Annotated in this window: 19 protein-coding genes; 11 read left to right on the top strand and 8 right to left on the bottom strand. The window is 65.9% G+C overall.

The window, feature by feature from the left end; translation table 11 throughout:
- Window positions 1-135 precede the first annotated feature (135 nt).
- The 6 genes from ABQ039_RS14195 to ABQ039_RS14170 form a co-directional block, all read right to left on the bottom strand.
- Window positions 136-2,805 (bottom strand): glycoside hydrolase family 3 C-terminal domain-containing protein, encoded by a 2,670-nt coding sequence (locus ABQ039_RS14195; protein WP_349778013.1) that lies wholly within the window; start codon window positions 2,803-2,805, stop codon window positions 136-138.
- Window positions 2,806-3,042: 237 nt separating this feature from the next.
- Window positions 3,043-5,724, bottom strand: a complete 2,682-nt coding sequence (locus tag ABQ039_RS14190; RefSeq protein ID WP_349778014.1) for a glycoside hydrolase family 2 protein — start codon at window positions 5,722-5,724, stop codon at window positions 3,043-3,045.
- A 21-nt stretch (window positions 5,725-5,745) separates the two neighbouring features.
- Window positions 5,746-8,232, bottom strand: coding sequence for a family 20 glycosylhydrolase (locus tag ABQ039_RS14185; RefSeq protein WP_374057805.1), 2,487 nt, complete (start codon window positions 8,230-8,232; stop codon window positions 5,746-5,748).
- Window positions 8,233-8,479: 247 nt separating this feature from the next.
- Window positions 8,480-9,535 carry a glycosyl hydrolase family 18 protein gene (locus ABQ039_RS14180; RefSeq protein WP_016903894.1) on the bottom strand — a complete coding sequence of 352 codons (1,056 nt, stop codon included), beginning with the start codon at window positions 9,533-9,535 and terminating at the stop codon, window positions 8,480-8,482.
- 14 nt (window positions 9,536-9,549) lie between these two features.
- Window positions 9,550-11,232, bottom strand: a complete 1,683-nt coding sequence (locus ABQ039_RS14175; RefSeq protein WP_349778015.1) for an alpha-L-fucosidase — start codon at window positions 11,230-11,232, stop codon at window positions 9,550-9,552.
- A 208-nt stretch (window positions 11,233-11,440) separates the two neighbouring features.
- Window positions 11,441-14,101: a TonB-dependent receptor gene (locus ABQ039_RS14170; RefSeq protein ID WP_054590992.1), complete on the bottom strand. Its 2,661-nt coding sequence runs from the start codon at window positions 14,099-14,101 to the stop codon at window positions 11,441-11,443.
- Window positions 14,102-14,818: 717 nt separating this feature from the next.
- Between ABQ039_RS14170 and ABQ039_RS14165 the strand changes: the two genes are divergently transcribed.
- A complete protein-coding gene (locus tag ABQ039_RS14165; RefSeq protein WP_184456977.1) occupies window positions 14,819-15,817 on the top strand; it encodes a glucokinase family protein in 999 nt (332 codons plus the stop codon).
- Window positions 15,818-16,114: 297 nt separating this feature from the next.
- On the opposite strand, the gene ABQ039_RS14160 is transcribed toward ABQ039_RS14165, so the two are convergent.
- Both ABQ039_RS14160 and bioA read right to left on the bottom strand, forming a co-directional pair.
- Entirely contained in the window at window positions 16,115-16,849 is a 735-nt protein-coding gene (locus ABQ039_RS14160; RefSeq protein WP_046343762.1) for a 16S rRNA (uracil(1498)-N(3))-methyltransferase, read from the bottom strand.
- A complete protein-coding gene (gene bioA, locus ABQ039_RS14155) occupies window positions 16,840-18,258 on the bottom strand; it encodes an adenosylmethionine--8-amino-7-oxononanoate transaminase (protein WP_184608830.1) in 1,419 nt (472 codons plus the stop codon). Before bioA ends, ABQ039_RS14160 begins: the two co-directional genes overlap by 10 nt.
- A gap of 41 nt (window positions 18,259-18,299) precedes the next feature.
- On the opposite strand from bioA, the gene nudE reads away from it, so the two are divergent.
- From nudE to ABQ039_RS14105, 10 genes are all read left to right on the top strand, one after another.
- Window positions 18,300-18,848, top strand: coding sequence for an ADP compounds hydrolase NudE (nudE, locus tag ABQ039_RS14150; RefSeq protein WP_016905001.1), 549 nt, complete (start codon window positions 18,300-18,302; stop codon window positions 18,846-18,848).
- Complete coding sequence (gene cysQ, locus ABQ039_RS14145; protein ID WP_016905000.1) at window positions 18,845-19,645, top strand: 3'(2'),5'-bisphosphate nucleotidase CysQ; 801 nt, start codon at window positions 18,845-18,847, stop codon at window positions 19,643-19,645. Before nudE ends, cysQ begins: the two co-directional genes overlap by 4 nt.
- 177 nt (window positions 19,646-19,822) lie before the next feature.
- A complete protein-coding gene (gene mazG / locus ABQ039_RS14140; RefSeq protein ID WP_104609323.1) occupies window positions 19,823-20,779 on the top strand; it encodes a nucleoside triphosphate pyrophosphohydrolase in 957 nt (318 codons plus the stop codon).
- Entirely contained in the window at window positions 20,776-21,111 is a 336-nt protein-coding gene (locus tag ABQ039_RS14135) for a YnfA family protein (RefSeq protein WP_024939264.1), read from the top strand. The genes mazG and ABQ039_RS14135 overlap by 4 nt, the downstream gene beginning before the upstream one ends.
- 215 nt (window positions 21,112-21,326) lie before the next feature.
- Window positions 21,327-22,292, top strand: a complete 966-nt coding sequence (locus ABQ039_RS14130) for an SPFH domain-containing protein (RefSeq protein ID WP_024939263.1) — start codon at window positions 21,327-21,329, stop codon at window positions 22,290-22,292.
- Window positions 22,293-22,295: 3 nt separating this feature from the next.
- Window positions 22,296-22,730, top strand: coding sequence for an NfeD family protein (locus ABQ039_RS14125; RefSeq protein ID WP_102251534.1), 435 nt, complete (start codon window positions 22,296-22,298; stop codon window positions 22,728-22,730).
- A gap of 162 nt (window positions 22,731-22,892) precedes the next feature.
- On the top strand, window positions 22,893-24,002 hold the full coding sequence (gene gcvT / locus ABQ039_RS14120; RefSeq protein WP_184608833.1) for a glycine cleavage system aminomethyltransferase GcvT: 1,110 nt from the start codon (window positions 22,893-22,895) through the stop codon (window positions 24,000-24,002).
- 145 nt (window positions 24,003-24,147) lie between these two features.
- A complete protein-coding gene (gene gcvH / locus ABQ039_RS14115; protein WP_024939260.1) occupies window positions 24,148-24,543 on the top strand; it encodes a glycine cleavage system protein GcvH in 396 nt (131 codons plus the stop codon).
- Window positions 24,544-24,906: 363 nt separating this feature from the next.
- Window positions 24,907-25,335 (top strand): hypothetical protein, encoded by a 429-nt coding sequence (locus tag ABQ039_RS14110; RefSeq protein WP_374057804.1) that lies wholly within the window; start codon window positions 24,907-24,909, stop codon window positions 25,333-25,335.
- A 220-nt stretch (window positions 25,336-25,555) separates the two neighbouring features.
- The gene (locus ABQ039_RS14105) at window positions 25,556-26,035 is read left to right on the top strand and encodes a hypothetical protein (protein ID WP_039519650.1); all 480 of its coding nucleotides are present in this window, start codon (window positions 25,556-25,558) and stop codon (window positions 26,033-26,035) included.
- Window positions 26,036-26,246 lie beyond the last annotated feature (211 nt).

The following is a 26,246-nucleotide window of genomic DNA, read 5'->3' as shown; positions in this document are numbered from 1 at the left end:
CCCGGACCACCTCGGCCAGCATGCTACGCGCTGACCGCCGGGCGTATCAGCGACGCCTTGCAGGCGTCCAGGTGGCTGCTGCCGAGCGCCGGCCATGACAGCCGACGCCTGTTGCATGTTGCGCAGATGCCGCACTTATTTCGGCAACGGCGAACGCCCCGAGATCGAGAACGCTGCGGCCTCGCCAGCCGCGCCGGTGCCGGGCTGGCCACCGCCGACAAACAGCGTGTAATCGCCGGCTTCCACCGCACGCTGCCCGGCGCGATCCACATCGCTCAGCGCGCGCGCATCCAGGGTGAAGCGCAACGTGCGCTGCTCGCCGGGCTTCAGATGCACACGCTGAAAGCCGACCAGGCTGCGCAACGGAGACTGCGGGCGATCCGGATACTGCAGATACACCTGCGCCACTTCGTCGCCGGCACGCGTGCCGGTGTTGCGCACGGTGGTGGTCACCTGCAACGAACTGCCGGCTTGCAGGGTTGCAGTGGACAGCTGCGGCGCGGCGTAGGTAAAGCTGGTGTAGCTCAAGCCGTAGCCGAACGGAAACAGCGGCTCGCCCTTGAAGTAGCGGTAGGTGCGGCCCTTCATGTCGTAGCTGACGTAGGGCGGCAGGTCCTTGGTGGAGCGATAGAACGTGACCGGCAGGCGCCCGCCGGGGTTGTCGTCGCCGGCCAGCATGCGCGCGATCGCGGTGCCCCCGGACTGGCCCGGATACCACGCCGCCACGATCGCATCGGCATGCGTCTTGGCCCAGTTCAAGGCCACTGCGCTGCCGCTCATCAGCACCACCACCAGCGGCTTGCCGGAGGCCTTGGCCCGTTCGAGCAGCGCCTGCTGCGGGGCGGGCAGGGCGATGTCGTTGCGGTCGCCGCCGTCGAAGCCGGGCACGTCGATGCGCAGTTCCTCGCCTTCCACATCCGGCGACAGGCCGACGAAGGCCACCACCGCATCGGCCTGCGCCACCGCCTGCTCGGCCTCGGCCAGTTGCGCGGCCGCCGGTGCCAGCCACTCCAGGCGCACGCCCTGGTCCTGGCCGCGGTGTTCCATCTCCAGGCGAATCTTGCGCGGGCGGGTGTCGTCGAAGTGCAGCACGGTCTCCACGCTGCGGCCGTCGGCGTTGTGCATGCCGGCCGGCACGTGCTTGTCTTCGGCATTGCCGGCGACCACCAGCTTGTCGTCGATGTACAGCCGCACCGGGTCGTGGCCGGCGCAGTCGAAGCAGCGCGCCACCCGCACCGCCAGCGTGTAGTCGCCCGCGCTCGGCGGCAGCAGTTCGCCGCTCCAGCGCACCGCGTAGCGATCGGCCGGCACGCCCTTTGCGGGGGCGACCTGATCCCAGTTGAAACTCACCGTACGATCCTGCCGCACCGTGCGCGGCGCACCGTCCAGCTCGACATTATCGAAATATTCGCCACGCAAGCCCGGCTTGCCGTCGCTGCGCAGCGCGGTTTCCGGAATCATGCCGGGTACGCCCGCGGCCAGCGGCGCACCTTGCGCATAGCTCACCTGCTGCGCGCCGAAGCGCTCGCGCAGGCCGAGCAGCGGGGTGACCGGCGTGGACGAGGTGCCCTGGTAGTTGGCTTCCAACGCTGCCAGCGCATCGGCATTCGGCCCGATCACTGCCAGCCGCGTGCCGGCCTTCAACGGTAGTGTGCCGGCCTCGTTCTTGAGCAATACGATCGATTCGGCAGCGGCCTTCAGCGCCAGCGCACGGTTGGCGGCGTTATCGATATCCTTGGCACCGAGCTTTGCATACGGATCCTTGCGCGGCGCTTCCAGTTCGCCCAGGCGATAGCGCGCGGCGAACAGGCGCACCAGCGACTGGTCGAGCAGGGCTTCGTCCACTTCGCCACGTTCGATTGCGGTGCCGAGTTCGCGATAGGCATGCCCGCAATTGAGATCGTGCCCGGCCTTGAGCGCTGCAGCCGACGAGCCTGCATTGTCCGGGCGGAAGTAATGGAACTGGGTCATGTCGTCCACCGCATCGCAGTCGGACACCACAAAGCCCTTGAAGCCCCAGTCGCCACGCACGCGGCCGTTGAGCAACCAGTCGGCCGCGCAGGCCGGCGTGCCGTGCAGCGAGTTGTAGGCGCACATCACCGAGCCGGCCTGGCCGTCGATCAGGGCGGCGCGGAAGGCGGGCGTATAGGTCGCTTCCACATCGCGCGGCGACACGTCCACATCGAAGCTATGTCGGCCCGGCTCCGGGCCGCTGTGTACCGCGATGTGCTTGGGCGTGGCGATGGTGCGCGGGTGATCCAGATCGTCGCCCTGCAGCCCGCGAATGAAGCCCACCGCCAATTGCCCGGTGAGGAAGGGATCCTCGCCGTAGGTTTCCATGCCACGGCCCCAGCGCGGGTCGCGGAAGATATTGATGTTGGGCGACCAGATGGTCAGGCCCGCATAGCGCTTGTGATCCTTGCCCGGGGCGCCGGCCTGATTGAACTTGGCGCGCGCTTCGGTCGACACCACCGTGCCCACCTGCTGCATCAACGCGGTATTCCAGCTGGCCGCAAGACCGATCGACTGCGGAAACACCGTGGCGTAGCCATTGCGTGCGATGCCGTGCAGGCCTTCGCTCCACCATTCGTAGGCGGGGATGCGCAGGCGCGGAATCGCCGGTGCATCGTTCATCGCCTGCGCGACTTTTTCCTCGCGGCTCATCTGCGCGACCAGCGCGGCGGCGCGTTGCTCCGGCGTCGCATCGGGTTGTGTTGCGGCCAACGCCGGCGCGCCGACCAGCGGCAGGCCCAGACCCAGACTCAGCGCGACCGCCAGGCGGCATGGAAACACGGACAACGACATCTGCTCACTCCTGCGGGGCGGCGACTGGCCGTCACGCGTTGTTCTTGGATTGCCCGCAGCGAGACCGCGGGCAGCGGTTGGTGACACTCGGGTTGGTGATTGCCGCCGATCAGGCACGGATCAGATACGAGACCTGCGCCCGGGACTGCAGTCACTGCGCCACGCGCCGGCTTGGCCGATGGCGCAGCGCCCTGAGACGAGCGCTGCGCCATCGTCAGACGCCTGTCCCGGCGCGGCTTACTTCGTCTCGGCCGGCTCCGGTGGCGCGCCGGCCAGCGTGCTGGCCAGATCGCGCACCTGCAGCGTGGACTGCAACTGCGCCAGCGCGGCCTTGCTGCTCACGTGCACGGTCAACGGCTCGCCCGGCAACAGGTCGAACGCATTGTCCGACAGCGTGGCATCCACATCGCCGAACGATAGCCAGACCTCGCGTGCCAGCGTGTTGCTGGACAGCGTCAGCGCATAGCCATCGCCATCGGCGCGCCACTGGCTGTCGATCTTGGCGGCCGGCAACGCCAGCTGCTTGGCCGGCGCGAAGAACACCACCTCGCGCGACAGCAGCTTGTCGCCGTCGAACAACTCGAACACCGCGTAGCTGCGCTTGGGGTCGGCGCTGCCCAGCAACTGCTTGTCGCTGAAGTTGCCCACCTGCAGGCTGCTGAGCGGTTTGACGGTGGCCTTTTCCTCGCGCTTGCTCAGCAGCTTGCCGTCCATGCTCATTACCCGCATGCGCCAACGCGCGGCCAGCGGGGTGGTGCGGTCGGAGACCAGCGACACCTCGGTCTGGCCCTTGTCGTTACGCAATGCGGCGATCAGCTCCGGCGCGTAGAAGCGGCGGGCGTGGTAGTGCAGCGCCTTCCAGCGGCCGTAGTAGTCCACGCTGGACCACGACGCACCCGGCCACACATCGTTGAGCTGCCAGTACAACGAGCCCATCGATTGCGGGCGCGAGGCGCGCAGATGCGAGGCGGCCAGGTTGATGCCTTCGGCCTGCATCAGCTGGCTCAGGTAGACGAAGCTCTCGAAATCCTTGGGCTCGCCGAATTCGCGGCGGATGTACAGCATCAGCCGCTTGTTGCCGTTGCCCTTGTCGAACTTCTGATGCACGCGCATCACCGGCGATTCCGGATCCATGTCGCCGGGTTCGGCGAAGGCACGCACGGTGCGCATGTCCGGGAACGACTGCAGGCCGTATTCGGACATGAAGCGCGGGGTGACGTTGAGGTATTCGGTCACCGGCAGCGCGGGGCCGCCCCAGACCTTCCAGTAATGCATGTCGCCATCGTTGGCCTGGTCGGCGGCGCCGTCGAAGTTGGTGCCCGGCGAGGTGGACCAGTACGGCACGTCGCTGTCGTAGGTGGCCACCACTTCGCGGAACACGGTGCCGAACAAGGTGGTCATGCCGCGCTCGATGCGGCTGCGTTCTTCCGGGTCCACCGACTGCTTGAACTTGACCCGGTCGCCCCAGTTTTCCCAGCCGGTCTGCACTTCGTTGTTGCCGCACCACAGCACGATGCTGGGATGGTCGCGCAGGCGCTTGACCTGTTCGATCGCCTCCTGCCGGGTGTTCTCGCGGAAATCCACGTCGTACGGCGGCACCGCGCCGCCGAACATGAAGTCCTGCCAGATCATGATGCCCAGCTCGTCGGCCACCTCGTAGAAGCGGTCGTCCTGATAATGCCCGCCGCCCCACATGCGCAGCATGTTCATGTTGGCATCGCGCGCATCCTGCAAGGTGCTGCGCATGCGCTCGGGGCTCACACGTGCGGGGAACGCATCCAGCGGAATCAGGTTGGCCCCCTTGGCGAAGATCGGGATGCCGTTGATCACGATCTCCATGCTCTTGCCGTACTTATCTTTCTCACGCCGCAGCTCCACCGAGCGCAGGCCGGTCACCCGCTTGATCTGCTGGCTGTCGCCATCGGCATCACGCACGCTGGCCACGAAGGTGTAGCGGTCCTGCGCGCCGTAGCCGGCCGGGAACCAGCGCTTGGGCTTGGCGATGCGCATCGGCAGATCGATGCGGTTCTGGCCGGGGTCGACCACCGCCTGCTGGGTGAATTGCCCGACTTTCTGCCCATCCGGGCCGAGCACGTCCAGCGTCACCTGCACCGGCCCGCTGCGGCCGGCCTGCAGTTCCAGCTGCGCCTGCAATTGCGCGCTGTCGGCATCCACGCGTTGCTGGGCGATATGCAGCCCGTCCACGCGCACCGCATCCCAGGCTTCCACGCGCACGTCTTTCCAGATGCCGGCATTGACCATGCGCGGGCCCCAGTCCCAACCGAAGTTGTACGGCGCCTTGCGCACATAGGTGGAGCTGTGGCGCGACTCGGGTTCGTCGCCAAAGGCGGAATCGTAGGCGCCCGGCAGCGCGTACGGCTGTTTGGCCAGCCACGGCTGGATCTTCTTGATCGGCGAGAACAGCTTGACCTCGAGCACGTTGTCGCCGCGCTTGAGCAGGGGTTTGGCATCCACGCGCCACTGCCGGAACATGTTGTCGGCGCTGAGCAGCGGCTTGCCGTTGAGGGTGACCTCGGCAAACGTATCCAGGCCGTCGAATACCAGCTCGACATGCTCGCGCTTGAGCGTTGCCGCATCCACGTTGAAGCGGGTCTGGTATTGCCAGTCGCTCAGGCCCGCCCACTGGATCTTGCCTTCGTTGTCGCGATAGAACGGGTCCGGCACGATCTTGGCAGCGATCAGATCGGTCTGTACCGCGCCCGGCACCTGCGCCGGCAACCACGCCGCTGCTTTCGGATAGGTCCTGGCCTGCTCCTGGCCCGGCACCAGCCGCACCTGCCAGCCGCTGTCCAGGGGCGTCGCCGTGGGCGGCGCGGCCCAGGCCTGCGAGATGGCAACGGCCAGGGCAAGCCCGAGGCGGGCGGGGGCGGGAACGCAACGATGACGGGACAGGGGCATGGATGACTCTCCTTGGATGGATCAGCGCGTGGCGGCGGGGGGCGCCTGCGCGGTGGTTTCAATCAACTGGACGGCGCCGATGGCATACAGCGGGCCGCGAACCGGCGCGGTGAAGCGCAGGCATAGATCGTGGATGCCGGTGCGTGCAGGCAGTGCGGTTTCCAGCGTGAATTGTTCGCCCAGCGTGGCGCTGTTGGGCAATTGCACGCTGGCGATCAGCTCGCCCTCGCAGCCCAGGCGCACTTCCAGCTCGCCGCGGCGCGTCTTGGCGGGGTACTGCACCACCTTGGATTGTTCGTGGGCCAGGCCGAAATTGTTCGGCAGGCGTGCGGCCTCGATCCGGATCGCGCCGACGCCATCCAGGCGCGCCTGCGGATACAGCCGGCAGGCATGGAACAGGTCGACGTTGTAGACCGGCGTGTCGGCAGCGGTCAGTTCCGGCAGCAACGGCAGGCGCAGGCCGAGCGCACCGGTGTCCACGCAATCGCGCAGGCCCTGGGTGTCCACGCGCAACAACCCGGCACGATCGAAAGTACGGCTGCGCGTGGCCGCCAGCGCGGTGCCGCCGGCATCGAAGGCGGTGGCCTTGACCGTGGTCGGCAGCTGGATCGTAAACGGCGCCGCATAGCGTGGCGATGCCGGCGTGGGATCGCTGCCGTCGACGGTGTAGTGCAGCGTGCCCGCACCGGCCTGGATGCCGAGTGCCACCTTGGCCGGGCCGCCAGCGAGCACCGGGTTGGGGCCGCTTTCCAGTGCGATATCGGCGGCGAAGGCGCCGTCGCTGTAGTCGATGCCCAGCGCCTTGTAGCGCTGCAGCTGCGCCGGCAGGCGCGCCAGGAAATCCTTCCAGTTGCGGGCAGCCACCGGCGACCAGGTCACTTCGGCGATGGCGGACAGACGCGGGAACAGCGCGTGATCCACATGCCAGCGCGAGGGAATGTATTCGGACCACAACGCGCCTTGCGCGCCGAGTACATGCGTGGCCTGCTCGGCGGTCAGTGTGTCGGGCACCGGGTCGAAGGCGTAGACCTTGGACAACGGCAGTACGGTCAGGCGGCCGTTGGGTTCGTCGCTGCGGGTGGTCTGCAGGTTGTCCAGGTACAGCCAGTCGCCTGGCGCCAGCACCACATCGTGGCCCTGCCTGGCGGCGGTCACCGCACCTTCGGTGCCGCGCCACGACATCACCGAGGCACTGGCCGGCACGCCGCCTTCGAGGATTTCGTCCCAGCCGATCATGCGCCGGCCGTGCTGGGTGAGGTAGGCCGCAAGCTGTTCGTTGAACCAGCCTTGCATCGCGTGCGCATCCTTGACGCCCAGCTTGCGCATCTGCGCGCGCACCGCGGGCGAGGCTTCCCACTGATCCTTGACCGCCTCGTCGCCACCGATATGGATATACGCCGACGGGAACAAGGTCAGCACCTCGTCCAGCACGTTGGTGATGAAGCTCAGGCTGCGTTCGCTGGTGTTGAACAGGTACGGGTTGACGCCCCAGTCCACGCCCACCTGCGTGCGCTGGCCGGGCACGCCGACTTCTTCCGGATACGCGGCCACTGCGGCCTGCGCATGCCCGGGCATGTCCAGCTCGGGCAGCACGGTGATGTGCAGGCGCGCCGCATAGGCGACGATCTCGCTGATCTGCTGCTGCGTATAGAAACCGCCATAGCGCTCGGGCGTGCCATGCTGGCCGGCGCCGGGCGGAGTGCGCCAGGCACCGACCTCGGTGAGTTTGGGGTAACGCTTGATTTCGATGCGCCAGCCCTGGTCGTCGGTGAGATGCCAATGCAGCACATTGAGCTTGTGCGCGGCCATCGCGTCCAGCACATGCTTGACGGTGTCCACGTCGTGGAAGTGGCGGGCCACATCCAGATGCTGGCCACGCCAGCCAAAGCGCGGCCAGTCGCGGATCGCCACCGCCGGTACGGTGACATCGCCCTTGCCCGCATCCGGCGTCATCAATTGCCAGGCGCTGATCGCGCCATAGAACAGGCCGGCACCATCGCGCGCGGTGATGCGGATGCCGTTGCCGTCCACATCCAGGCTATAGCCTTCTTTGTGTGCCACCGGCGCCTGCGCTGTGCGCTCCAGGCGGATGCTGTGCGGCGAGGCGCTGGTTTCGGTGCGCACTTCCAGGGTCAGGCCGCGGGTGCGTTGCAACAGGCTGGCCAGCGACTCGGCGCTGCGGCGTACTTCGGCGTTGCCGGTGGGAATGGAGATCACCGTGCCGGTGCCGACGCGGAAACTGCCGGTGCCGCGCCTGGCTTCGGCCGGGGCGGGAATCAGGGGCAGCGGTGCGGTGGTCGCAGGCAGTGTTGCGGTGTTGCCGGGGTTGGCTGCAGGTGCGGTCGCTGCATCGCGTTGGCCGCAGCCCGCCAGCACCATCGCCGTCAGCGCCATCGCAAGCAGGCGTGAGGAACGTCGGTGCGATGACAGCGGGCGCGACGACAGGCTGCGCGGCGACGGCGGCCCGGATAACGGTGAGCGCAGGCTCGGTGCGGAGTTCGACATCATGCAATCACATCCCGGTATGGCGGGGGAGATACGGCAGCCACGCACAGTAGCAAAGCCGTGCCGGATGGCGCAGGGACTGGCGCACGCTTCGTCGGGGTGCGCGGTGTGTGGTGTCGCGCAGCGACCGCGCTCCGCATGGCGTGTTGCAGAACGGGCGCGGGCAGTGCACGCATCGGCTTGCAATGGATGCATTCCGATGTGAACACCGACCGCGCCCGTCCTGTCGTGCAGCAGTGCGATGACGCGGTCAGCGCTGCGCGGTCGGCAACTCGTCCCACACCTTCGGGTCCTCGGCGCCCAGCACCCAGCAGCTGAAGCCTTCCAGGCCGTACTGCTTCACCAGGTCGTAGCGTGCCTTGAAGCTGCGCGCATCCGGGCGGAACACCCACTCGCGCATGTCGTCGCGGTAGAAGTAGAACCACGATTCCTGCTCGACCGGATCCCATTGCACGGTGGCGTTCTGCTCGATCGCCAGCGGAAACGATTCGTCGGCATCGATATAGGTGGCGGAGATGTTCGACGCCTCGGTGCCGTCTTCCTTGACCGGATTGCCGGTGTACCAGCGGTAGCCGTAGGTGGCGATGCCGAGCGAGAGCTTGTCCTTCGGCACCTGGGTGATCGCGTAATCCAGGTGCTTCTTCATCCACACCATGCCGTCGACCGGGCCCGGCGTGGTCCAGCGGGTGTGCTGGTCGTAGGTCATGATGCTGACCAGATCCACGGCCTGGCCAAGCGCCTTGAGGTCGTACGCGCCGCGCCAGTATTCCCACATCCACTTGGAGAACTGGCCGCCTTCGGCATGGCCCGGGGCATTGGGCACCACCGCCACCGACATCTTGAAGCCGGCCTTGTGCAGCGCATCGGCGGTCTGCTTGACCATCAGCGTGTAGGCGTCGCGATCGGTCCAGGCGATGTTCTCGAAATCGAACTGGAAGCCGTAGTACTTGTGCTGCTTGCCGTGGATCAGCAGCGATTCGATCATGCGCTTCTTGGCGGCCTCGTCGTGCATCAGCTTGTGGAAGCCGTCGCGCCCGGTGGTCATCGACAGGATCGGCATCACCCGCAGGTTCTTCTGCTTGGCGATGTCGTACAGGTACATGTTAGGCGTGCCGTTGACCAGGCCGTTCTGGTCGACGCCGTACCAGGTCGGCACCACCACGTCGATCTTGTCGACATTGGCCAGGAACGAGTTGGTCGATTTCTGCGTGTTCATCAGATAGAACAACGCCGTGGGGGTTTTGGCCAGGGCCGGCGCGCACACCAGCGCCAGCGCCAGCAGGATCCAGGTCAATCGCTTGCTCATGAAAACAGCATCCGTCAGGGAGTGGAGGAAGAAGAAAGATCGATGCGCAGCACGTAGGCGTGCTCGCCGACCGGCTTGGCCGGCAGGCGCAGATGCAGGCCGTCGGCCTGCTGCTCGAACGGCACCTTCTTGCCGTTGGCCAGCAGCGTCACGCCGCGCACGCCGTCGGCCGGTGTGAGCGAGCGGATCACCGCCTTGCCGCCGGCCGGCCAGCCGAGTTCGATCGCATACAGCGCGCCATCGCGCGTGGTGAAGCGGAAATCCTCGGCGGTGTAGGGCTTGGTCTTGACGTCCTGGAAGGTGCCGCCGACCACCTCGGTCGGGCCTTCGCCATACACGCGCCACGGCTTGCTGTCGTAGATCGCGCCGCCGTTGGTCTTGAGCCACTTGCCGATCGCCAGCAGGATGCCGCGCTCGGTATCCGGGATCGAGCCATCGGCACGCGGGCCGATGTTGAGCATCAGGTTGCCGTTCTTGGCCACCACATCGGCCAGCATGTGGATGATGAAGGTCGGCGACTTGTAGGTGTCGTTTTCGATATAGCCCCACGACGCATTGCTCACCGAAGTGTCGGTCTGCCAATGGGTGGGATGGATGCCGGTGAGCTGGCCGCGCTCGATGTCCAGCGTGCCGGCCCCTTCCGGAAACGCGCCCAGCTTGTAGTTCACCACCACGCCGCGATCGGCTTCGGTGCGCGCCGCGCCCTGGTTGTAGTAGTAGGCCAGCATGGTCGGCAGGCTGCTGCGGAACGTGGGGTGGGCAATCCACCAGTCGAAATAGATCAGGTCCGGCTGATAGGTGTCGATCAGCTCGGTGGTACGCGCAAGCCAGTCGTCCAGCCAGGCCTGCGACACCGGGGTCCAGTCGTTGGCCACATCGGCGTCGTCCTTGCCCGGCAGGCGCACCTGCGCCGGGCCATACAGCGCGGCATAGCGCGGGTCGTTGACGTCCGAATCGAACTTGCGCCCGCCATCGAAGAACCAGTTGTGCTCGGCGCGGTGCGAGGACAGCCCAAAGTGCAATCCCTGCGCGCGGATCGACTTGGACAATTCGCCCAGCAGATCGCGTTTGGGACCCATCTTGACCGCGGTCCAGTCCGACAACTTGGAGTCGTACAGCGCAAAGCCGTCATGGTGCTCGGCTACCGGCACCACATAGCGCGCGCCGGATTGCCGGAACAGCTTGGCCCAGCCATTCGGATCGAACTTGGGCGCGGTGAACTTGGGAATCAGATCCTTGTAGCCGGAGCGCGCCTGCGGCCCGTAGGTCGCCACGTGATGGGCGAATTCCTTGGAGCCCTCCAGGTACATGTTGCGCGAATACCACTCGCTGCCGAACGCCGGCACCGAGAACACGCCCCAATGGATGAAGATGCCGAACTTGGCATTGTCGTACCACGCCGGCGATTGATAGGCCTTGAGTGCAGCCCAGTCGGGGCGGAACGGACCCTTGCGTGCGCCGGCTTCGGCTTCGCGCACCAGGTGCTCGCGTTCGGGTGCGTACTTGGCGGTGGCGCTGAGCCACTGCTGGTCGATCTGTTCCGGGCTGAGCGTGGTGGCGGTGGGCGCGGTGGGCGATTGCGCGCTGAGCGTGGCAGCAGGCAACGCGAGCAGCAGACCGAGCGCGAGCATTCGCGTTCTGGGTGCAGCTCCGGCGTGGCGGCGGGATGGAGCCGCTGGGCGGCTATCGGTCGTCATGGGAACTGCACTCCTTCAAGCGAGACGTGTCGGTTGCAGCGCAGCCGGCACGTGGATGGCAAAAGCGGGCCTGGCCATGCTCCCTCAACCGCGAAGGGGCGTGGCCAGTACCACTCCTTGGTACAACATCGAGCGGTGCACTGCATGCAACACACCGCTCAAAAAAAAGCGCGCCACCGTGGAGGGTCGGTGGCGCGCCGGTGCTACATCAGAACTTGAAGTTCAACTGGGCCTGATAACCGCGACCGTTCTTGTAGAACGCCGTGGGGGTCGAGCGGGTGTTGCTGAACAGCCGGTAGGTGGAATCCAGCAGATTGGTCGCGCCGAAGGTGATGCCCATGTAATCGGTGATCTGATACGAGGCGGTCAGATCCAGCTGCTTGTAGCTGTCTGCGAAGTCCTGCGAGGCGAGGCGGCCGATCTGGGTGAAGTACTTGGAACGGAAGCTGTAGTTCACACGCACCATCCAGTCGCCATGCTCCCAGTACGGGATGATGTTGTAGGTATCGCGCGACAGGTACGGCAGGTTCAGGCCCGAGCTCGAATCGGATTCGGCAAAGGTGTAGTTGGCCTGCACACCGAAGCCCAGACCCAGCGACTGCTGGTAGTTCACCGACACGCCCTTGACCTTGGCGTCGGAGACGTTGATCGGCGAGGTCACCGTGTAGAGACCGGAATTGCCGCTGATCGGATCGGTCAGCTGCTGCTGGCTGGTGGTGTTGACGATGTAGGAGCTGATGTCGCGATAGAACACTTCACCGGACAGCATGCTGGACGGCGCGAAATACCACTCCGCAGCAAGGTCGTAGTTGGTGGACTCGTACGGCTTCAGGTCCGGGTTGCCGCCACCGGCGGTCAGGTTGCCGTTCGCACTGTTGATGCTGAACGTGCCGGCCAGGTCGCCATAGCGTGGACGTGCGATCACCTTGGCAGCCGAGAAACGCAGCACGGCGTCGTCGGTGATGTCGTAGGCGATGTTGAAGCTCGGCAGCGCCTTGCGGTAGTCGTTGGTCTCGGCCACGCGCGAGTAGTTGGTGCCGCCATCGGCGGTCTGCCAGTACAGCGACTTGTCGGTGGTGTCGACCAGGCGCACGCCGACGTTACCGCGCCACTTGCCGGTCTCGTAATTCAACTGGGTGTAGAAGTTCTGCGTGATCTCCTTCACCTCGAACGAGGAGCCGTAATCGGGACGGTACGGACCCTGCGGCTGCGACAGCAGATAGTTGCGGATCGAGTTCAGGCTGGCGGTCGGCCAGGTGGTCAGGTCGCCACTTGCGCCCAGGCCGTCGTACAGACCGCTCGGGGTGGTGCCCGGGTTGAACTGGGTCAGCGAGATCGCATCGGTGGTATTGATGCGATTGCCGCGTGCGTCCACGCCGTTGTTGTGGTTGATGTACTTGTAGCCGAACAGCAGTTTGGTGAACGGGCCCAGCTCCAGGTCGCGGGCCGCATCCCACTGGAAGTATTTCTCTTCGTCGGTGCTCTTCTGATAGAAGATGCCGCCGGCCTGCATCGCGCTGGAGTCCTGCGAACCGGCGGGCAGGCCGGCCGGCGAACCGGGCAGCGTCCAGTTCGAGGCGCCGCCGTTGTCGTAGTTCACCGCGGTGTTCTGACCATCGAAGGCGTAGTTATAGCCGCCGTCGGTCATCAGGAACTTCATCAGGTACTCGGGGTTCTTGCCGCCGGTGGCCTTGGTGTCGCCGACCTGGGTGGTGAACACCCACTTCTCGCCCGACCAGTCGTGACGCAGGTTCAGGCTCTTGGTGGTGACGGTGCTCTCGCGGTAGTTCGCGTCCAGCTGAGCGTACGGCTGCCCCGCGGCGCCATCGCCGAAGGTCGCCGAGGTGACCACGCCGTTCTGCACATTGGCGCTGGTGACCTTCTGCAGGTCGTTGTTGCACGCCGGGCAGACGTAACGCGATTCGCTGAAGTTGTTGTACTTGCCCTTGATGTACAGGCCGGTCAGGTTGAATTCGTTCTGCTCGTTCGGCTTCCACTGCAACGCGCCCTGCACGCCGCTGCGTTCGCGGGTCTGCTGGAAGAATGCGCTGTTGATGCCGGCCGGTACACGGGCGGTGGCGACATCGCTGCCGTCGCCGGTGATGGTGGCGCTGGCGGGAATGTTGGCGCCGGTGGTGTAGCCGAAGTATTCGATACCGGCGCGTGCCAGGTCCTGCTTGTCATGCGTGGCGGAGATCAACGCGCCGAAGGTCTCGTCGTCGTTCTTCCAGCTCCACAGCGCCGAGCCGCGCGGATTGCCTTCTTCCGAACGGTCGTTGTAGTTGTAGCCGACCGAGCCGCGGATGGTGTTCTTGGGCAGGTCCAGCGGCTTGCGGGTGTGCACGATCACGGTACCGCCGATCGAGCCTTCGTCGATGCGCGCTTCCGGGGTCTTGTAGACCTCCATCAGGCCGATGATTTCCGGCGACAGCAGGGTGTAGTTGAAGGTACGGCCGCTGGTGTCGGTCGGGTTGCCGCCCCAATCGCCCGAGGCGATGGTCTGGCCATTGAGCAGCACGCGGTTCAAGGCCGGGTCGGTGCCGTTGATGCTGACCTTTTCGCCTTCGCCGAACTGGCGATCGACGCTGATGCCCGGCAGGTGCGACAGCGATTCGGCGGCATTGATGTCCGGGAACTTGCCGATGTCTTCGGCGCTGATCGCATCGACGATCGAGTTGGCCGAGCGCTTGACTGACTGGCTCTTCTCCAGCGATGCGCGATAACCGGTGACGGTGATGGTATCCAGCTCGGTGGTCGCCGACGGCGTGGCGGCAGGAGCCTGTTGTTCTTGTCCGGCAGCCATTGCAGAGCCGGAGCAGTACAGAGCGGCGGTAATACAGAGTGCTAACGTCGTGGTGCGGCTGTGCATGGCTAAACCTCGTTGGTTAGTGCTGTGAGCGCGCCGCCTCTGGAAGGCGTCACGCGCTCGGCGTGGCCGGCAAAACAACACGCCCTGACCGATCGCGGTGATCGCACTGGCACGCGTCGCGAGAGGCGGGCCCGGGTGATTCGCGTGGTAGAGGAGGTGTCCCCCGTGTGGTGAAGCGGTAGAGCGAATGCGACTTCAGCGAGTCGAACATCGGGTGATGTCCCGCTCACGAATCTGGAATGCACCGGCGAGGGAGTAGCCCGTTCCTGAGTACCGAACAGTCCATGGCCCCTCCTGCCAGAACCCCGATTTGGATCGAGTCTCGCGTAGCGTTGACAGCGTTGTCAACACATCGTCACAGATCTCTGAAGCGGCTGCGATTGCGCTGCAATGCAGCATTTCTCCGCGATGCCATGCACTGCGCCGATACCGTTGCGCAATGCGCCGTCGGCGGCTCGCGGTTTTGATCAGCTGTTTCTATGGGGAATGGCGCTTTTGCAAATAGCGGGTGCCGTTTTGTGCTGAAATCGCTGTCGCAAACGTGGAATTTGAGTGAATGATGAAATTGGCGGCATCCTGTTTAAATCGTGATCGCCACGGTTGCGTTACAAGGCGATTACTGACAACGTTGTCTACCCCGTTACCGTTCGTCGGACAACGGGCATGACGCCAGCCCGCGGCCACTTATCAGGAGAATGCGTGAGCGCAAGCAGTCCAATGGAAGCGGTGGCCTTTCCGCGCCCCGACACCTTCGTTGCCGCAGACGTGGGGGGGACGCATGTGCGTCTGGCGCTGGTGTGCGAAAGCCCCGATCCACGCCAACCGGTCACGGTGCTGGACTACCGCAAGTACCGGTGTGCCGACTACCCGGGCCTGGCCGAGATCATGGCCGCGTTCTTTGCGGAGCTGGGCTGCGCGCCGGTGCAGCGTGGTGTCATCGCCAGTGCCGGGTATGCGCTGGAAGACGGCAGCGTGATCACCGCCAACTTGCCGTGGGTGCTGGCGCCGGAGCAGATCCGCCGCCAGCTCGGCATGCAGGCATTGCATCTGGTCAACGATTTCGAAGCGGTGGCGCATGCGGCCAATTACATGGTCGGCAATCAGGTCCTGCAGTTGTCCGGTCCGCCGCAGGGTGCGCCGGGCCCGGCGCTGATCCTGGGCCCGGGCACCGGCCTGGGCGCGGCGTTGTGGATTCCCAACGGCGCCACCCCGGTGGTGTTGCCGACCGAGGCCGGCCACGCCGCGCTTGCTGCCGCCAGCGATCTGGAAGTGGCCTTGCTGCAGGAGTTGCGCCGCACGCGCACGCATGTGGCCACCGAGCACCTGCTCTCCGGCCCGGGCCTGTTGAATCTCTACACCGCACTGGCCGCGCTACGGGGTGTGCCGGCGCTGCACGCCAGCCCGGCCGATGTCACCGCCGCCGCGCTGGCTGGCGAGGACGTGCTGGCACGCGATGCGCTACAGGCGTTCTGCGGCTTCATGGGCAGCGTGGTCGGCGACATGATGCTGCTCTATGGCGTGCGCAGCGGTGTCTATCTGGCGGGTGGATTCCTGCCGCAGATCGCCGCATTCGTGGCCGCAAGCGATTTCGTCGCACGTCTGCTCGACAAGGGCGCATTGCGTCCGGCGCTGGAGCAGGTGCCGGTCAGCATCGTCGAGCACGGCCAGCTCGGTGTGATCGGCGCGGCCAGCTGGTTCCTGCAGCACGGCCGCTGAGCGCCCGCGCATCGCCAGGTGCAGCAGTCTGGCTGCACCAAACCGATCAACTCCACATCCCGTAGGAGCGCACCCGGGCGCGACAAGGCATTCTCGATAACGCCAGGTCGCGCCCAGGTGCGCTCCTACGAGTCGGCGCGGGTTTAGGGCCGGGACGCAGTGGACGGAGCCATCGACATGCAGCGGACGACGCAACGCCGATCAACTCCACATCCCGGTAGGAGCGCACCCGGGCGCGACGACGCGTTCCCGATAAAGCCCGGTCGCGCCCAGGTGCGCTCCTACGATGTCATGGCGCTATAAGTCTCCGAACCGCGACTGCAGTGCCGCAATTGCCGCCAGCCCCGCGGTTTCGGTGCGCAGAATGCGCGGCCCCAGTTGCAGGCCGCTGAAACCCGCCTCGGCGAGGGTGGCGCGATCGCGCGGCGACCAGCCGCCTTCCGGGCCGATCGCCACGATTACATGCGGTTGCGCACCCAGCGCCAGGCTGCCCAGGCGATGCTCGCCGTGCGGGTCCAGTGTCAGCCGTAGCGCCTGCGGGTCGCTGGCCTGCGCCGCATCCTGCAGGCCGTGCGGCGCAGCGACCGTGGGAATGCGCGCACGCCCGGACTGCTCGCAGGCCGACACCACCACGCTGCGCCAATGCGCCAGGCGTTTTTCCATGCGCGCCGGATCCAGCTTGACCTCGGTGCGCTCGGCGTTGACCGGCACGACCGCCGTCACCCCCAGCTCGGTGGCCTTCTGCAGGATCAGATCCATCTTCTCGCCACGCGCGATGCCCTGGATCAGGGTGATCGACAACGGCGACTCGTTGCGCAGCGGCTCGGCACGTTCCACCAGTGCGCGCGCCTCGCGTTTGCCGGCCAGGGTGATGCGCGCGTGGTAGTCGCTGCCGTCGCCGTTGAACAGCACGCAGGCATCGCCCTCGCGCAGTCGCAGCACACGCAGCAGGTGATTGGCCGACTCTTCCGGCAGCGTCACCTCCTGGTCGCAGTGCAGCGGCAGTGCGACATGGGAGCGGGTCAGGCGCATGCAACGGCCTCCTCGATGGCGTGGCGGGTGGTCGCAGCCAGCAGCGCAAGTTGCGCGTCGTCCACGCAGTACGGCGGCATCCAGTACAGCACGTCGCCGAGCGGGCGCAGCACCACGCCCTTGTCGAGTGCGGCGCGATAGGCCTTCAGGCCCACCCGCGCCGCAGACGGGAATGGCGTGCGCTTGTCGCCGCCCTGCGTGAGTTCGAACGCCACGATCATGCCGGCCTGGCGCACGTCGGCCACCGCGGGGTGTTCGCCGATCTGCGCAGCCAGCGTGGTCATGTGCGCGGCGGTGCGCTGGTTGCGCGCAATCACATCGTCGTCTGCAAAGATCTGCAGGGTTGCCAGCGCGGCGGCGCATGCCAGCGGATTGCCGGTGTAGCTATGCGAATGCAGGAACGCACGTTCGCGCGAGTCGTCCAGGAACGCGTCGTACAACTGCTGCGTGGCCAGCACCGCCGACAGCGGCAGGAATCCGCCGGTCAGCCCCTTGGACAGGCACAACAGGTCGGGCATGATCCCGGCCTGTTCGCAGGCGAACAGGCTGCCGGTGCGACCGAAGCCGGTGGCGATCTCGTCGGCGATCAGGAACGCGCCATGCGCGTCGCACAGTTCGCGTGCGCGGCGCAGATAGGCCGGGTGATACATGCGCATGCCACCTGCGCACTGCACGCGCGGCTCCAGGATCAGCGCGCAGATTTCGTCGGGCGAGTGTTCGAACACCGCCTGCAGCGCATCGGCCGCCTGCAATGCGTAGTCTTCCGCGCTCTGTCCGGGCTCGGCCAGGTAGGCATCGGGCGAGGGCGCAAAGATCGACTCCAGCAGCAACGGCGCATACACGCGCCGATACAGCGGGATGTCGCCGACCGACAACGCGCCGATGGTCTCGCCGTGGTAGCCGTTTTCCAGCGCGACGAAACGCGTGCGGCGGTGCTCGCCGCGGTTATGGAAATAGTGGAAGGCCATCTTCAAGGCCACTTCCACGCCGGCCGAGCCATTGTCGGCATAGAACACCTTGGACAACGGCGCGCGGCCGGACTGGCGCGGCGCGATCGCCAACAGGCGCTCGGCCAGCTGCACGGCGGGCGCATGGGTGAAGCCGGCCAGCATCACCTGCTCCAGTTCGCCAGCCTGGCGCGCGATGGCCGCGCCGATGCGCGGTTCGCTATGGCCGAACAGGTTGGTCCACCAACTGCTGACCGCGTCCAGGTAGTGGCGACCGTCGTGGCCGATCAGCCACGCACCGTCGCCACGCGCGATCGGTACCAGCGGAAGTGTGTGCGGGTGCTCGCGCATCTGCGTGCAGGGGTGCCACAGCACGGCAAGATCGCGTTGCCGCCAATGTTCGTCAGCTTGGGAGGCTGCCGGGTCTGCTAGGATTTCGGGCTCATGAACATGTCGATGCATACGCCTATTCTATCGGTCGGCCCCGCCGCTGCGTGCGACGCATGAGCCCGCGCCTGCCGACCATCCACAAGATCACCGATCTGGGCGACGGGCCGTTCCGTCGCCAGCAGCTGGATCTGGAATTTTCCAACGGCGAGCGTCGCCTTTACGAGCGCCAGCTCAGCCAGGGCCACGGCGCGGTGGTGGTGGTGCCGATGCTCGACGCGCAGACCGTGCTGCTGGTGCGCGAGTATGCCGCCGGCGTACATCGTTACGAGCTGGGCCTGGTCAAGGGCCGCATCGATGCCGGCGAAACGCCGGAGCAGGCCGCCGACCGCGAGCTCAAGGAAGAAGCCGGTTACGGCGCGCGCCAGGTACAGGTGCTGCGTGCGATGACGCTCGCTCCTACTTATATGAGTCACCAATCCTGGTTGGTGCTGGCACGCGACCTCTATCCCGAGCGCCTGGTGGGCGACGAGCCGGAAGAGATGGAGGTGGTGCCCTGGCCGATCGCCCGTCTGGACGAATTGATGCTGCGCGAAGATTTTTCCGAAGGCCGCTCGCTGGCCGCCTTGTTCATTGCGCGCGAGTGGCTGGAGCGCAACCCATGATCCGCATCCCGATGGAACTGCGCGAAACCGTGATCGCCATCGCCCGCGAGGCGGGGGCGGCGATCATGGATGTCTATGCGCAGGATTTCGCGGTGGAGATCAAGGACGACGCCAGCCCGCTGACCCAGGCCGACCTTGCCGCCAACCGTGTCATCGTCGAAGGCTTGCGCCGGGTCACCCCGGACGTGCCGGTGCTGTCGGAAGAATCCGCGCACGTGGCCTGGGAAGACCGCCAGTTCTGGACCAGCTACTGGCTGGTCGACCCGCTCGACGGTACCCGCGAGTTCGTCAAGCGCAACGGCGAGTTCAGCGTCAACATCGCACTGATCCATATGGGCGCACCGGTGCTCGGCGTGGTGCAGGCGCCGGTCGATGGCCGGGTCTGGTACGCCGCACGGGGCGAGAACGCCTACCGCCGCGATGGCGACCGCGACGAGATGCTGCACACGCGCACGCCGGCGGCCACGCCGCTGCGGGTCGCGGCCAGTCGCTCGCATCGCGACGCGCGCACCGCCGCCGCGCTGGAGCGCATGGGCGAGATCGATGTAGTCGCGCAAGGCTCGTCGTTGAAGTTCTGCCGCATCGCCGAAGGCGACCTGGACGTGTATCCGCGCTTCGGCCCCACCTCCGAGTGGGACACCGCAGCCGGCCAGTGCGTGCTGCACGCCGCCGGCGGTGTGCTGCTGGCCGGCGGCACCGGCAAACCGTTCCGTTACAACCGCCGCGACACCTTGCTCAATGGCGATTTCATCGCGCTGGGCGATCCCAATCTGCCGTGGCGCAGCTGGCTGGTGTGAGCACTGCCGACCGCCGCTTGCGCGCTCGCGGGTTGGATCCTGCGGCTGCGCGCAATCCCGATGCAGTCACGTCCAATGCGGTCCCTGCCTATCGTCTGCCGCCAGGTGACCCGGCACGTGCCCGCGGCATCGCCCAGGCACGCCACTCCACTGCACCACACCTGCAAGGAACACCCCATGTCTCAGTCCCCGCCGACCGGCGACCTCCAGCGCCTGCTGCAGCTGATGGCGCGCCTGCGCGATCGTGAGCACGGCTGTCCGTGGGATGTGGAGCAGACCTTCGCCAGCATCGCGCCGTACACCATCGAAGAAGCCTACGAAGTTGCCGACGCCATCGATCGCAACGACCTGCCGGCTCTGCGCGACGAGCTAGGCGACCTTCTCCTGCAGGTGGTCTTCCATGCGCAGATGGCCGCCGAGCAGGGCGCGTTCGGATTCGCCGACGTGGTCGCCACGCTCAGCGACAAGCTGGTGCGTCGCCACCCGCACGTGTTTGCCGAGCAACGTGCCGACGATGCGCAGGCGGTAAGCGCCAACTGGGAGCAGATCAAGCGCGACGAACGTCGCGCGGCCGGCCATCAGGATGACTCCGCACTTGCCGGCATCGCACGCGGCCTGCCGGAATGGCAACGCTCCACCAAGCTGCAGGCGCGTGCGGCGCGGGTCGGCTTCGATTGGCCCGGCCCGGCCCCGGTGCTGGAAAAGCTGCAGGAAGAAATCGAGGAACTGCGCGTGGAGTTCGCGCGTGGCCCGGTCGCCGACAACCAGGCGCGGCTGGAAGACGAGCTCGGCGATGTGTTGTTCGTCTGCGCCAACCTGGCGCGCCATGCCAGGGTCGACGTGGGTGCAGCGCTGCGCCATGCCAATCTCAAGTTCGAGCGCCGCTTTCGCGCGATGGAAGCACAGGCACAGGCGGACGGCACCTCCCTGGCTGCGCTGTCGCTGCAGCAACAGGAGGCGCTGTGGCAACAGGTCAAGCGCGGCGAACGCGGCGGTGATCCGCCCGCTCTGGGTCAGCCTGCCGCAACGCCTGTCACTGACGCGCCCGCGGCCGGTGAGCAGGCGCGCGACACTCCGGAGCTGCAGCAGGCCGACGCTGGCAAGCAAGGCGTCGACAAGCCCGGCCGCGCATGACTGCTGCACCGACCACGCTGTTGCTGTTCGCGGCCACTGCCGTTGCCGAGCTGGTCGGTTGCTACCTGCCGTATCTGTGGCTGCGCAAGGGCGGCAGCATCTGGTTGTTGCTGCCGACGGCGCTGAGCCTGGCCGTCTTCGTCTGGTTGTTGAGCCTGCATCCCGATGCCAGCGGCCGGGTGTATGCCGCCTATGGCGGGGTCTATATCGCCAGTGCGCTGCTGTGGCTGTGGTGGGTGGACGGGGTGACGCCGACGCGTTGGGATCTGCTGGGCGCAGCCTGCTGCCTGCTCGGCATGGCGATCATCATGTTTTCGCCGCGCGGCGCCTGAGCGCGCGCTCGCAGCAACGTCTGCACTTTACAAAGCGCGGTCGCCTGCGCGTTGCGGCGTGCTGCGCAACGCCGACACGCTGCCCGAGGTGGTCAGCCACAGCGCCGCATGCAGGGTCGTGACCGCCGTTGCCGAAGGTAGGGCGCGCAGTGGGGACAGGTGGCGCTAGGGCATACTCAAGCCAAGGATCGACTCGTCATCGCAAGGGGCTGCTCATGTTTCCGACTTCTTTCTTGGCCATCGCCGTTCTGGTCGCTGGCGTCATCGTGTTGTTCAAGACCGTGCGCATGGTGCCGCAGGGCTTCCAGTGGACGGTGGAGCGCTTCGGCCGCTACACCCACACCATGAGTCCGGGTCTGCACTTTCTGGTGCCGGTGGTCTACGGCGTGGGGCGCAAGATCAACATGATGGAGCAGGTGCTCGACGTCCCTAGCCAGGACGTCATCACCAAGGACAACGCGGTGGTGCGCGTGGATGGCGTGGTGTTCTTCCAGGTGCTCGATGCCGCCAAGGCCGCCTATGAGGTCTCCAACCTGGAGATCGCTTCGATCGCGCTGGTGCAGACCAACATCCGCACCGTGATCGGCTCGATGGATCTGGACGAATCGCTGAGCCAGCGCGAGACCATCAATGCGCAGCTGCTCAGCGTGGTCGACCAGGCCACCAATCCCTGGGGCATCAAGGTCACCCGCATCGAGATCCGCGACATCCAGCCGCCGCGCGACCTGATCGACTCGATGGCGCGGCAGATGAAGGCCGAGCGCGAGAAGCGCGCGCAGATCCTCGAAGCCGAGGGCTCGCGCCAGTCGGAAATCCTGCGCGCCGAAGGCGAGAAGCAGGCCGCCGTGCTCGAAGCCGAAGGCCGCAAGGAAGCCGCGTTCCGCGACGCCGAGGCGCGCGAGCGACTGGCCGAGGCCGAAGCCAAGGCCACCCAGATGGTCTCCGATGCGATCGCCAATGGCAGCGTGCAGGCGATCAATTACTTCGTCGCGCAGAAGTATGTGGAGGCGTTCAAGGCGCTGGCCACCGCGCCCAACCAGAAGTTCGTGCTGATGCCGATGGAATCCAGCGGCGTCATCGGCTCGATCGCCGGCATCGCCGAGCTGGCCAAGGAAGCGCTGAACAAACCCGACGCGAGCCATGTGCGCGTGCCGCCGATGCCGCCGCGCGTGGGAGGCTGAGCCATGCGTTGGGACGTGGTGGCCTGGGCGGTGCTGGCGTTGCTGTTGATTGCTGCCGAGACGCTGGTGCCCGGCGCGTTCCTGCTGTGGATGGGCATTGCCGCCGCAGCGGTGTGCGTGCTGGTGCTCGCGTTGCCGGGTATGTCGCTGCTGCTGCAGATCGTTGCCTTCGTGCTGCTGAGTTTCGTATCGGTGCAGGTGTATCGCAGCTGGTTTCGCGGCAAGGGCCGGCAGAGTGATCGGCCCCTGCTCAACCGACGTGCCGAGCAGTTGATCGGTCGCTGCGTGGTGCTCGACCAGGCGATCCGGGAGGGACGCGGCCGTGCCAAGGTCGACGACGCGTTCTGGGTGGTCAGCGGCCCGGACCTTCCGGCCGGCACACCGGTGCGCATCGTCGGCGTCGATGGCATGACCTTGCAGGTGCAGGCGGCCGGTTGATCGGGCAGGGCACGCGTCGTGCCCATGCAGCGATGCTGCAGCGCGGTGCGATAGGGCGCGGCCAGGTCCAGGTGTCGGCGGCGCGTTGCCGCATCGCCTGCGCCGTTTCCCCAGGCACGGCCAGGCGGCGATAATGGTCCTCTTTCCCTTGGACCGGTGCGCATGACCCAGAAGACCATCCTCTACGACACCCATCGTGCGCTCGGCGCCAAGATGGTCGACTTCGGCGGTTGGGACATGCCGATCCATTACGGCTCGCAGCTGGACGAGCACCACCAGGTGCGTCGCGACGCCGGCATGTTCGATGTCAGCCACATGACCGTGGTCGACCTGCACGGTGCACGCGTGCGCGAGTTCCTGCGCTACCTGCTGGCCAACTCGGTGGACAAGCTCAAGGTCTCCGGCAAGGCGCTGTACACCTGCATGCTCAACCCGCAGGGCGGGGTGATCGATGATCTGATCGTCTACTTCCTGCGCGAGGACTTCTTCCGCCTGGTGGTCAACGCCGCCACCCGCGAAAAGGACCTGCATTGGATCGGCGAACAGGCCGCAGCTTTCCAGGTGCGCGTGGAAGAGCGCGGCGACTTTGCGATGATCGCCGTGCAAGGCCCCAACGCGCGCGCCAAGGTGATCGAACTGGTGGATCCGGCCGATACCGCAGCGGCGAGCAAGCTCGGCCGTTTCGCTGCGCTGCAGACGCGTTCGCGCGATGGCGTGGAACTGTTCCTTGCGCGCACCGGCTACACCGGCGAAGACGGTTTCGAAATCGTGTTGCCGCAGGAGGCAGCAGTGGCGTTCTGGAACGCGCTGCTCGCGCAGGGCGTCAAGCCGGCCGGTCTGGGCGCACGTGACACCTTGCGTCTGGAAGCCGGCATGAATCTCTACGGCCAGGACATGGACGACACGGTCAGTCCGTACGAGGCCGCGCTGGCCTGGACGATCGTCCTGGACGACGGCCGCGACTTCATCGGTCGCGCCGTGCTCGAGTCGCAAAAGGCGCAGGGCGCACCGCGTCAGCTGATCGGTGTGGTGATGGACGAGAAGGGCGTGCTGCGGCATGGCCAGACCGTGCTTAGCGCCAGCGGCGAAGGCGAGATCCTGTCCGGCACCTTCTCGCCCACGCTCGGCAAGGCGATCGCGTTCGCGCGCGTGCCGGCCGGCAGCATCGACGCGCTGCGCGTGGACATCCGTGGCAAGCAGGTGCCATTGCGCGCGGTGAAGTTTCCGTTCGTCCGCGACGGCCAGGCGCAGCCCGGCGTCCTTGGCGAATGAGTCAGACCTCTGCCGGGCGTGCAAACGTCCGGCAGCGTGCGACATCCATCGCCACCCACCGGCCGATACGCGCGTGCACCTGTGTTGTCGTGCGGTCTAAACTAGCCACCTGTCCCCAACCCAACAGTTTCCCCGGAGCACACCCATGAGCGAGATCCCTGGCGACCTCAAGTTCCTCAAATCCCACGAGTGGGCCCGCGTCGAAAGCAGCGGCCGCGTGACCGTCGGCATCTCCGACCACGCGCAGGGCTTGCTGGGCGACTTGGTCTACGTCGAACTGCCCGGCGTCGGCGACACCGTGCAGGTCGGTACCGGCGCGGCGGTGGTGGAGTCGGTCAAGGCCGCCTCCGACGTCTACAGCCCGGTCAGCGGCACCGTCGTCGAGGTCAACAGCGCACTCAGCGACAAGCCGGAAACCATCAACGAAGATGCCTACGGCGAAGGCTGGATCTTCGTGGTCGAACTCGACGACAAGGAAGAGCTCAACGACCTGCTGTCGCCGGACGACTACGCCGAGCTGCTGGAAGACGACGCGCACTGACCGCGCCTCGCCCGTCGCACACCCGGATGGCCGCTCGTTGGAGCGGCCATTTTTTTGTCTGCGTGGCGATGGCCGCGCGCCGATCCCGCCTGCCGATGGCGTGCGTCCTGCCGCGCTGCACGCGTCCGGCCGGTGCCGGCTGTCGCTCGCAGTCGAAGCCTTTGCCGATGTTCGACGACCGTGCACTCGCCAGCGGCATGCGCGCGCGACATCGTCGACTGCGTTGCGACCGTCGTGGTGTCGGATTTCCGACGTGAGCCGGTCGTGAGGAGATGGCGTGCAGCCGGTGAAAAATATTTGCAGCGTCGCCTGCATCCAACCTTGGACACGGTGCGCAACGGATGCCGTTGGCAGTGCACGCGGATGCACGCATGGGTCGAAAAACGCGCAATAAGTTTGCGCATTTTTGCTTGTGCGAGGCCTTGGGCAAGCTTGGTCGATAAAAAATTTTCAGCTGGCGGACAGGCGGCGCGCACTGCGGCGAGCAGGCGTGCGCTGCTACGTCGGTGCAGTGGGCAACAGCGTGCGCGTCTGCATTGCAAAAAAAAAACAGCACAAAAGAAGTGCTTTTTTGAAAACGTCGTTGCGCCGCTGCATGCCAAGGTCAGCGGCGCGCGCCATCGCACGGCGTCTTTGGACACGCTCGACGGGACGCGCCGCGACGAGGCGTTGAAAAAAAAATGCAAAAGAGTGTTGACAGTAAAAAAAAGCGTGATTAGGTTTCGCCCAGCAGACGTTGCTGCGAAAGAGAGTGAGCAGAATCGACATCAAGCCGACACGCTTGTTCCCTAAGTCCACCGAAGCGCTATCCACGGTGGAGTTGGGTCCGCTTCTCTCCGAAAAAGCAGCAGTCGCTCCGATCACGCACCCGCGTCGCTGTTCGATGCGGGTGTTTCTGTATCCGTCCCGTCGCGCATTACCTGCGGACGGTTCCCGACGACGGCGTGCCGTTGCGGGGTTTGCTTCAACTGGGCGTTTCACCTCCATAGTTCACTGACGAGGAGCCAATTACATGGCCACTGCAAAAGCTGCGAAAAAGAAACCCACTGCCAAGAAGGCAGTGAAGAAGACTGCCGCCAAGAAGGCAGTCAAGAAGGTCGCCAAAAAGGCAACCGCCAAGAAGGCAGTGAAGAAGACTGCTGCCAAGAAGGCCGTCAAGAAGACTGCAAAGAAGGCAACCGCCAAGAAGGCAGTGAAGAAGACTGCAAAGAAGGCAACCAAGAAGACTGCCGCCAAGAAGGCAGTGAAGAAGACTGCAAAGAAGGCGACCAAGAAGACGGCCGCCAAGAAGGCCGTCAAGAAGACCGCCAAGAAAGCGGTAAAGAAGACCGCCAAGAAGGCAGTTGCCAAGAAGGCGACCAAGAAGTCCGCCACCAAGAAGACTGCCGCCAAGAAGCCTGCTGTGAAGAAGGTCGCCAAGAAGAAGCCGGCCGTTCGCAAGAAGAAGGCCGCTCCGGTCGCGCTGCCCGCAACCCCGGCGCCGCTGATCTGATCTGCACCACCCGATCGCCGTAAACATCGAGCTCTCTCCCCGACGCCCAGCGGGGAGGGAGCTTTTTTATTGGCGGATCCAGCGCATCCTTGATGGGGGAGTCCCGGTCGCACGCAGGCAGCCGAAGCTATCGCCGCCGGATGCGTTGCGCTGTGCGTGACGGGATGTCAGGCCGGGACGTTGTAGCTATCGCCGCACTATCGCCGCTTGC

The organism is Xanthomonas sp. WHRI 6108 (genome assembly GCF_040202385.2).
In the GTDB taxonomy this organism is placed as follows: Bacteria; Pseudomonadota; Gammaproteobacteria; order Xanthomonadales; family Xanthomonadaceae; genus Xanthomonas; species Xanthomonas arboricola.
Note: the sequence above shows the minus strand (reverse complement) of the source record. Positions and strands in the feature narration are given on the sequence as shown.

Excerpts from the sequence above, each read along its gene's own strand:
- ABQ039_RS14195 (WP_349778013.1), bottom strand. The coding sequence starts at position 2,805 with ATGTCGTTGTCCGTGTTTCCATGCCGCCTGGCGGTCGCGCTGAGTCTG.
- ABQ039_RS14190 (WP_349778014.1), bottom strand. The coding sequence starts at position 5,724 with ATGCCCCTGTCCCGTCATCGTTGCGTTCCCGCCCCCGCCCGCCTCGGG.
- ABQ039_RS14185 (WP_374057805.1), bottom strand. The coding sequence starts at position 8,232 with ATGATGTCGAACTCCGCACCGAGCCTGCGCTCACCGTTATCCGGGCCG.
- ABQ039_RS14180 (WP_016903894.1), bottom strand. The coding sequence starts at position 9,535 with ATGAGCAAGCGATTGACCTGGATCCTGCTGGCGCTGGCGCTGGTGTGC.
- ABQ039_RS14175 (WP_349778015.1), bottom strand. The coding sequence starts at position 11,232 with ATGACGACCGATAGCCGCCCAGCGGCTCCATCCCGCCGCCACGCCGGA.
- ABQ039_RS14170 (WP_054590992.1), bottom strand. The coding sequence starts at position 14,101 with ATGCACAGCCGCACCACGACGTTAGCACTCTGTATTACCGCCGCTCTG.
- ABQ039_RS14165 (WP_184456977.1), top strand. The coding sequence starts at position 14,819 with ATGGAAGCGGTGGCCTTTCCGCGCCCCGACACCTTCGTTGCCGCAGAC.
- ABQ039_RS14160 (WP_046343762.1), bottom strand. The coding sequence starts at position 16,849 with ATGCGCCTGACCCGCTCCCATGTCGCACTGCCGCTGCACTGCGACCAG.
- bioA (WP_184608830.1), bottom strand. The coding sequence starts at position 18,258 with ATGCATCGACATGTTCATGAGCCCGAAATCCTAGCAGACCCGGCAGCC.
- nudE (WP_016905001.1), top strand. The coding sequence starts at position 18,300 with ATGAGCCCGCGCCTGCCGACCATCCACAAGATCACCGATCTGGGCGAC.
- cysQ (WP_016905000.1), top strand. The coding sequence starts at position 18,845 with ATGATCCGCATCCCGATGGAACTGCGCGAAACCGTGATCGCCATCGCC.
- mazG (WP_104609323.1), top strand. The coding sequence starts at position 19,823 with ATGTCTCAGTCCCCGCCGACCGGCGACCTCCAGCGCCTGCTGCAGCTG.
- ABQ039_RS14135 (WP_024939264.1), top strand. The coding sequence starts at position 20,776 with ATGACTGCTGCACCGACCACGCTGTTGCTGTTCGCGGCCACTGCCGTT.
- ABQ039_RS14130 (WP_024939263.1), top strand. The coding sequence starts at position 21,327 with ATGTTTCCGACTTCTTTCTTGGCCATCGCCGTTCTGGTCGCTGGCGTC.
- ABQ039_RS14125 (WP_102251534.1), top strand. The coding sequence starts at position 22,296 with ATGCGTTGGGACGTGGTGGCCTGGGCGGTGCTGGCGTTGCTGTTGATT.
- gcvT (WP_184608833.1), top strand. The coding sequence starts at position 22,893 with ATGACCCAGAAGACCATCCTCTACGACACCCATCGTGCGCTCGGCGCC.
- gcvH (WP_024939260.1), top strand. The coding sequence starts at position 24,148 with ATGAGCGAGATCCCTGGCGACCTCAAGTTCCTCAAATCCCACGAGTGG.
- ABQ039_RS14110 (WP_374057804.1), top strand. The coding sequence starts at position 24,907 with ATGCACGCATGGGTCGAAAAACGCGCAATAAGTTTGCGCATTTTTGCT.
- ABQ039_RS14105 (WP_039519650.1), top strand. The coding sequence starts at position 25,556 with ATGGCCACTGCAAAAGCTGCGAAAAAGAAACCCACTGCCAAGAAGGCA.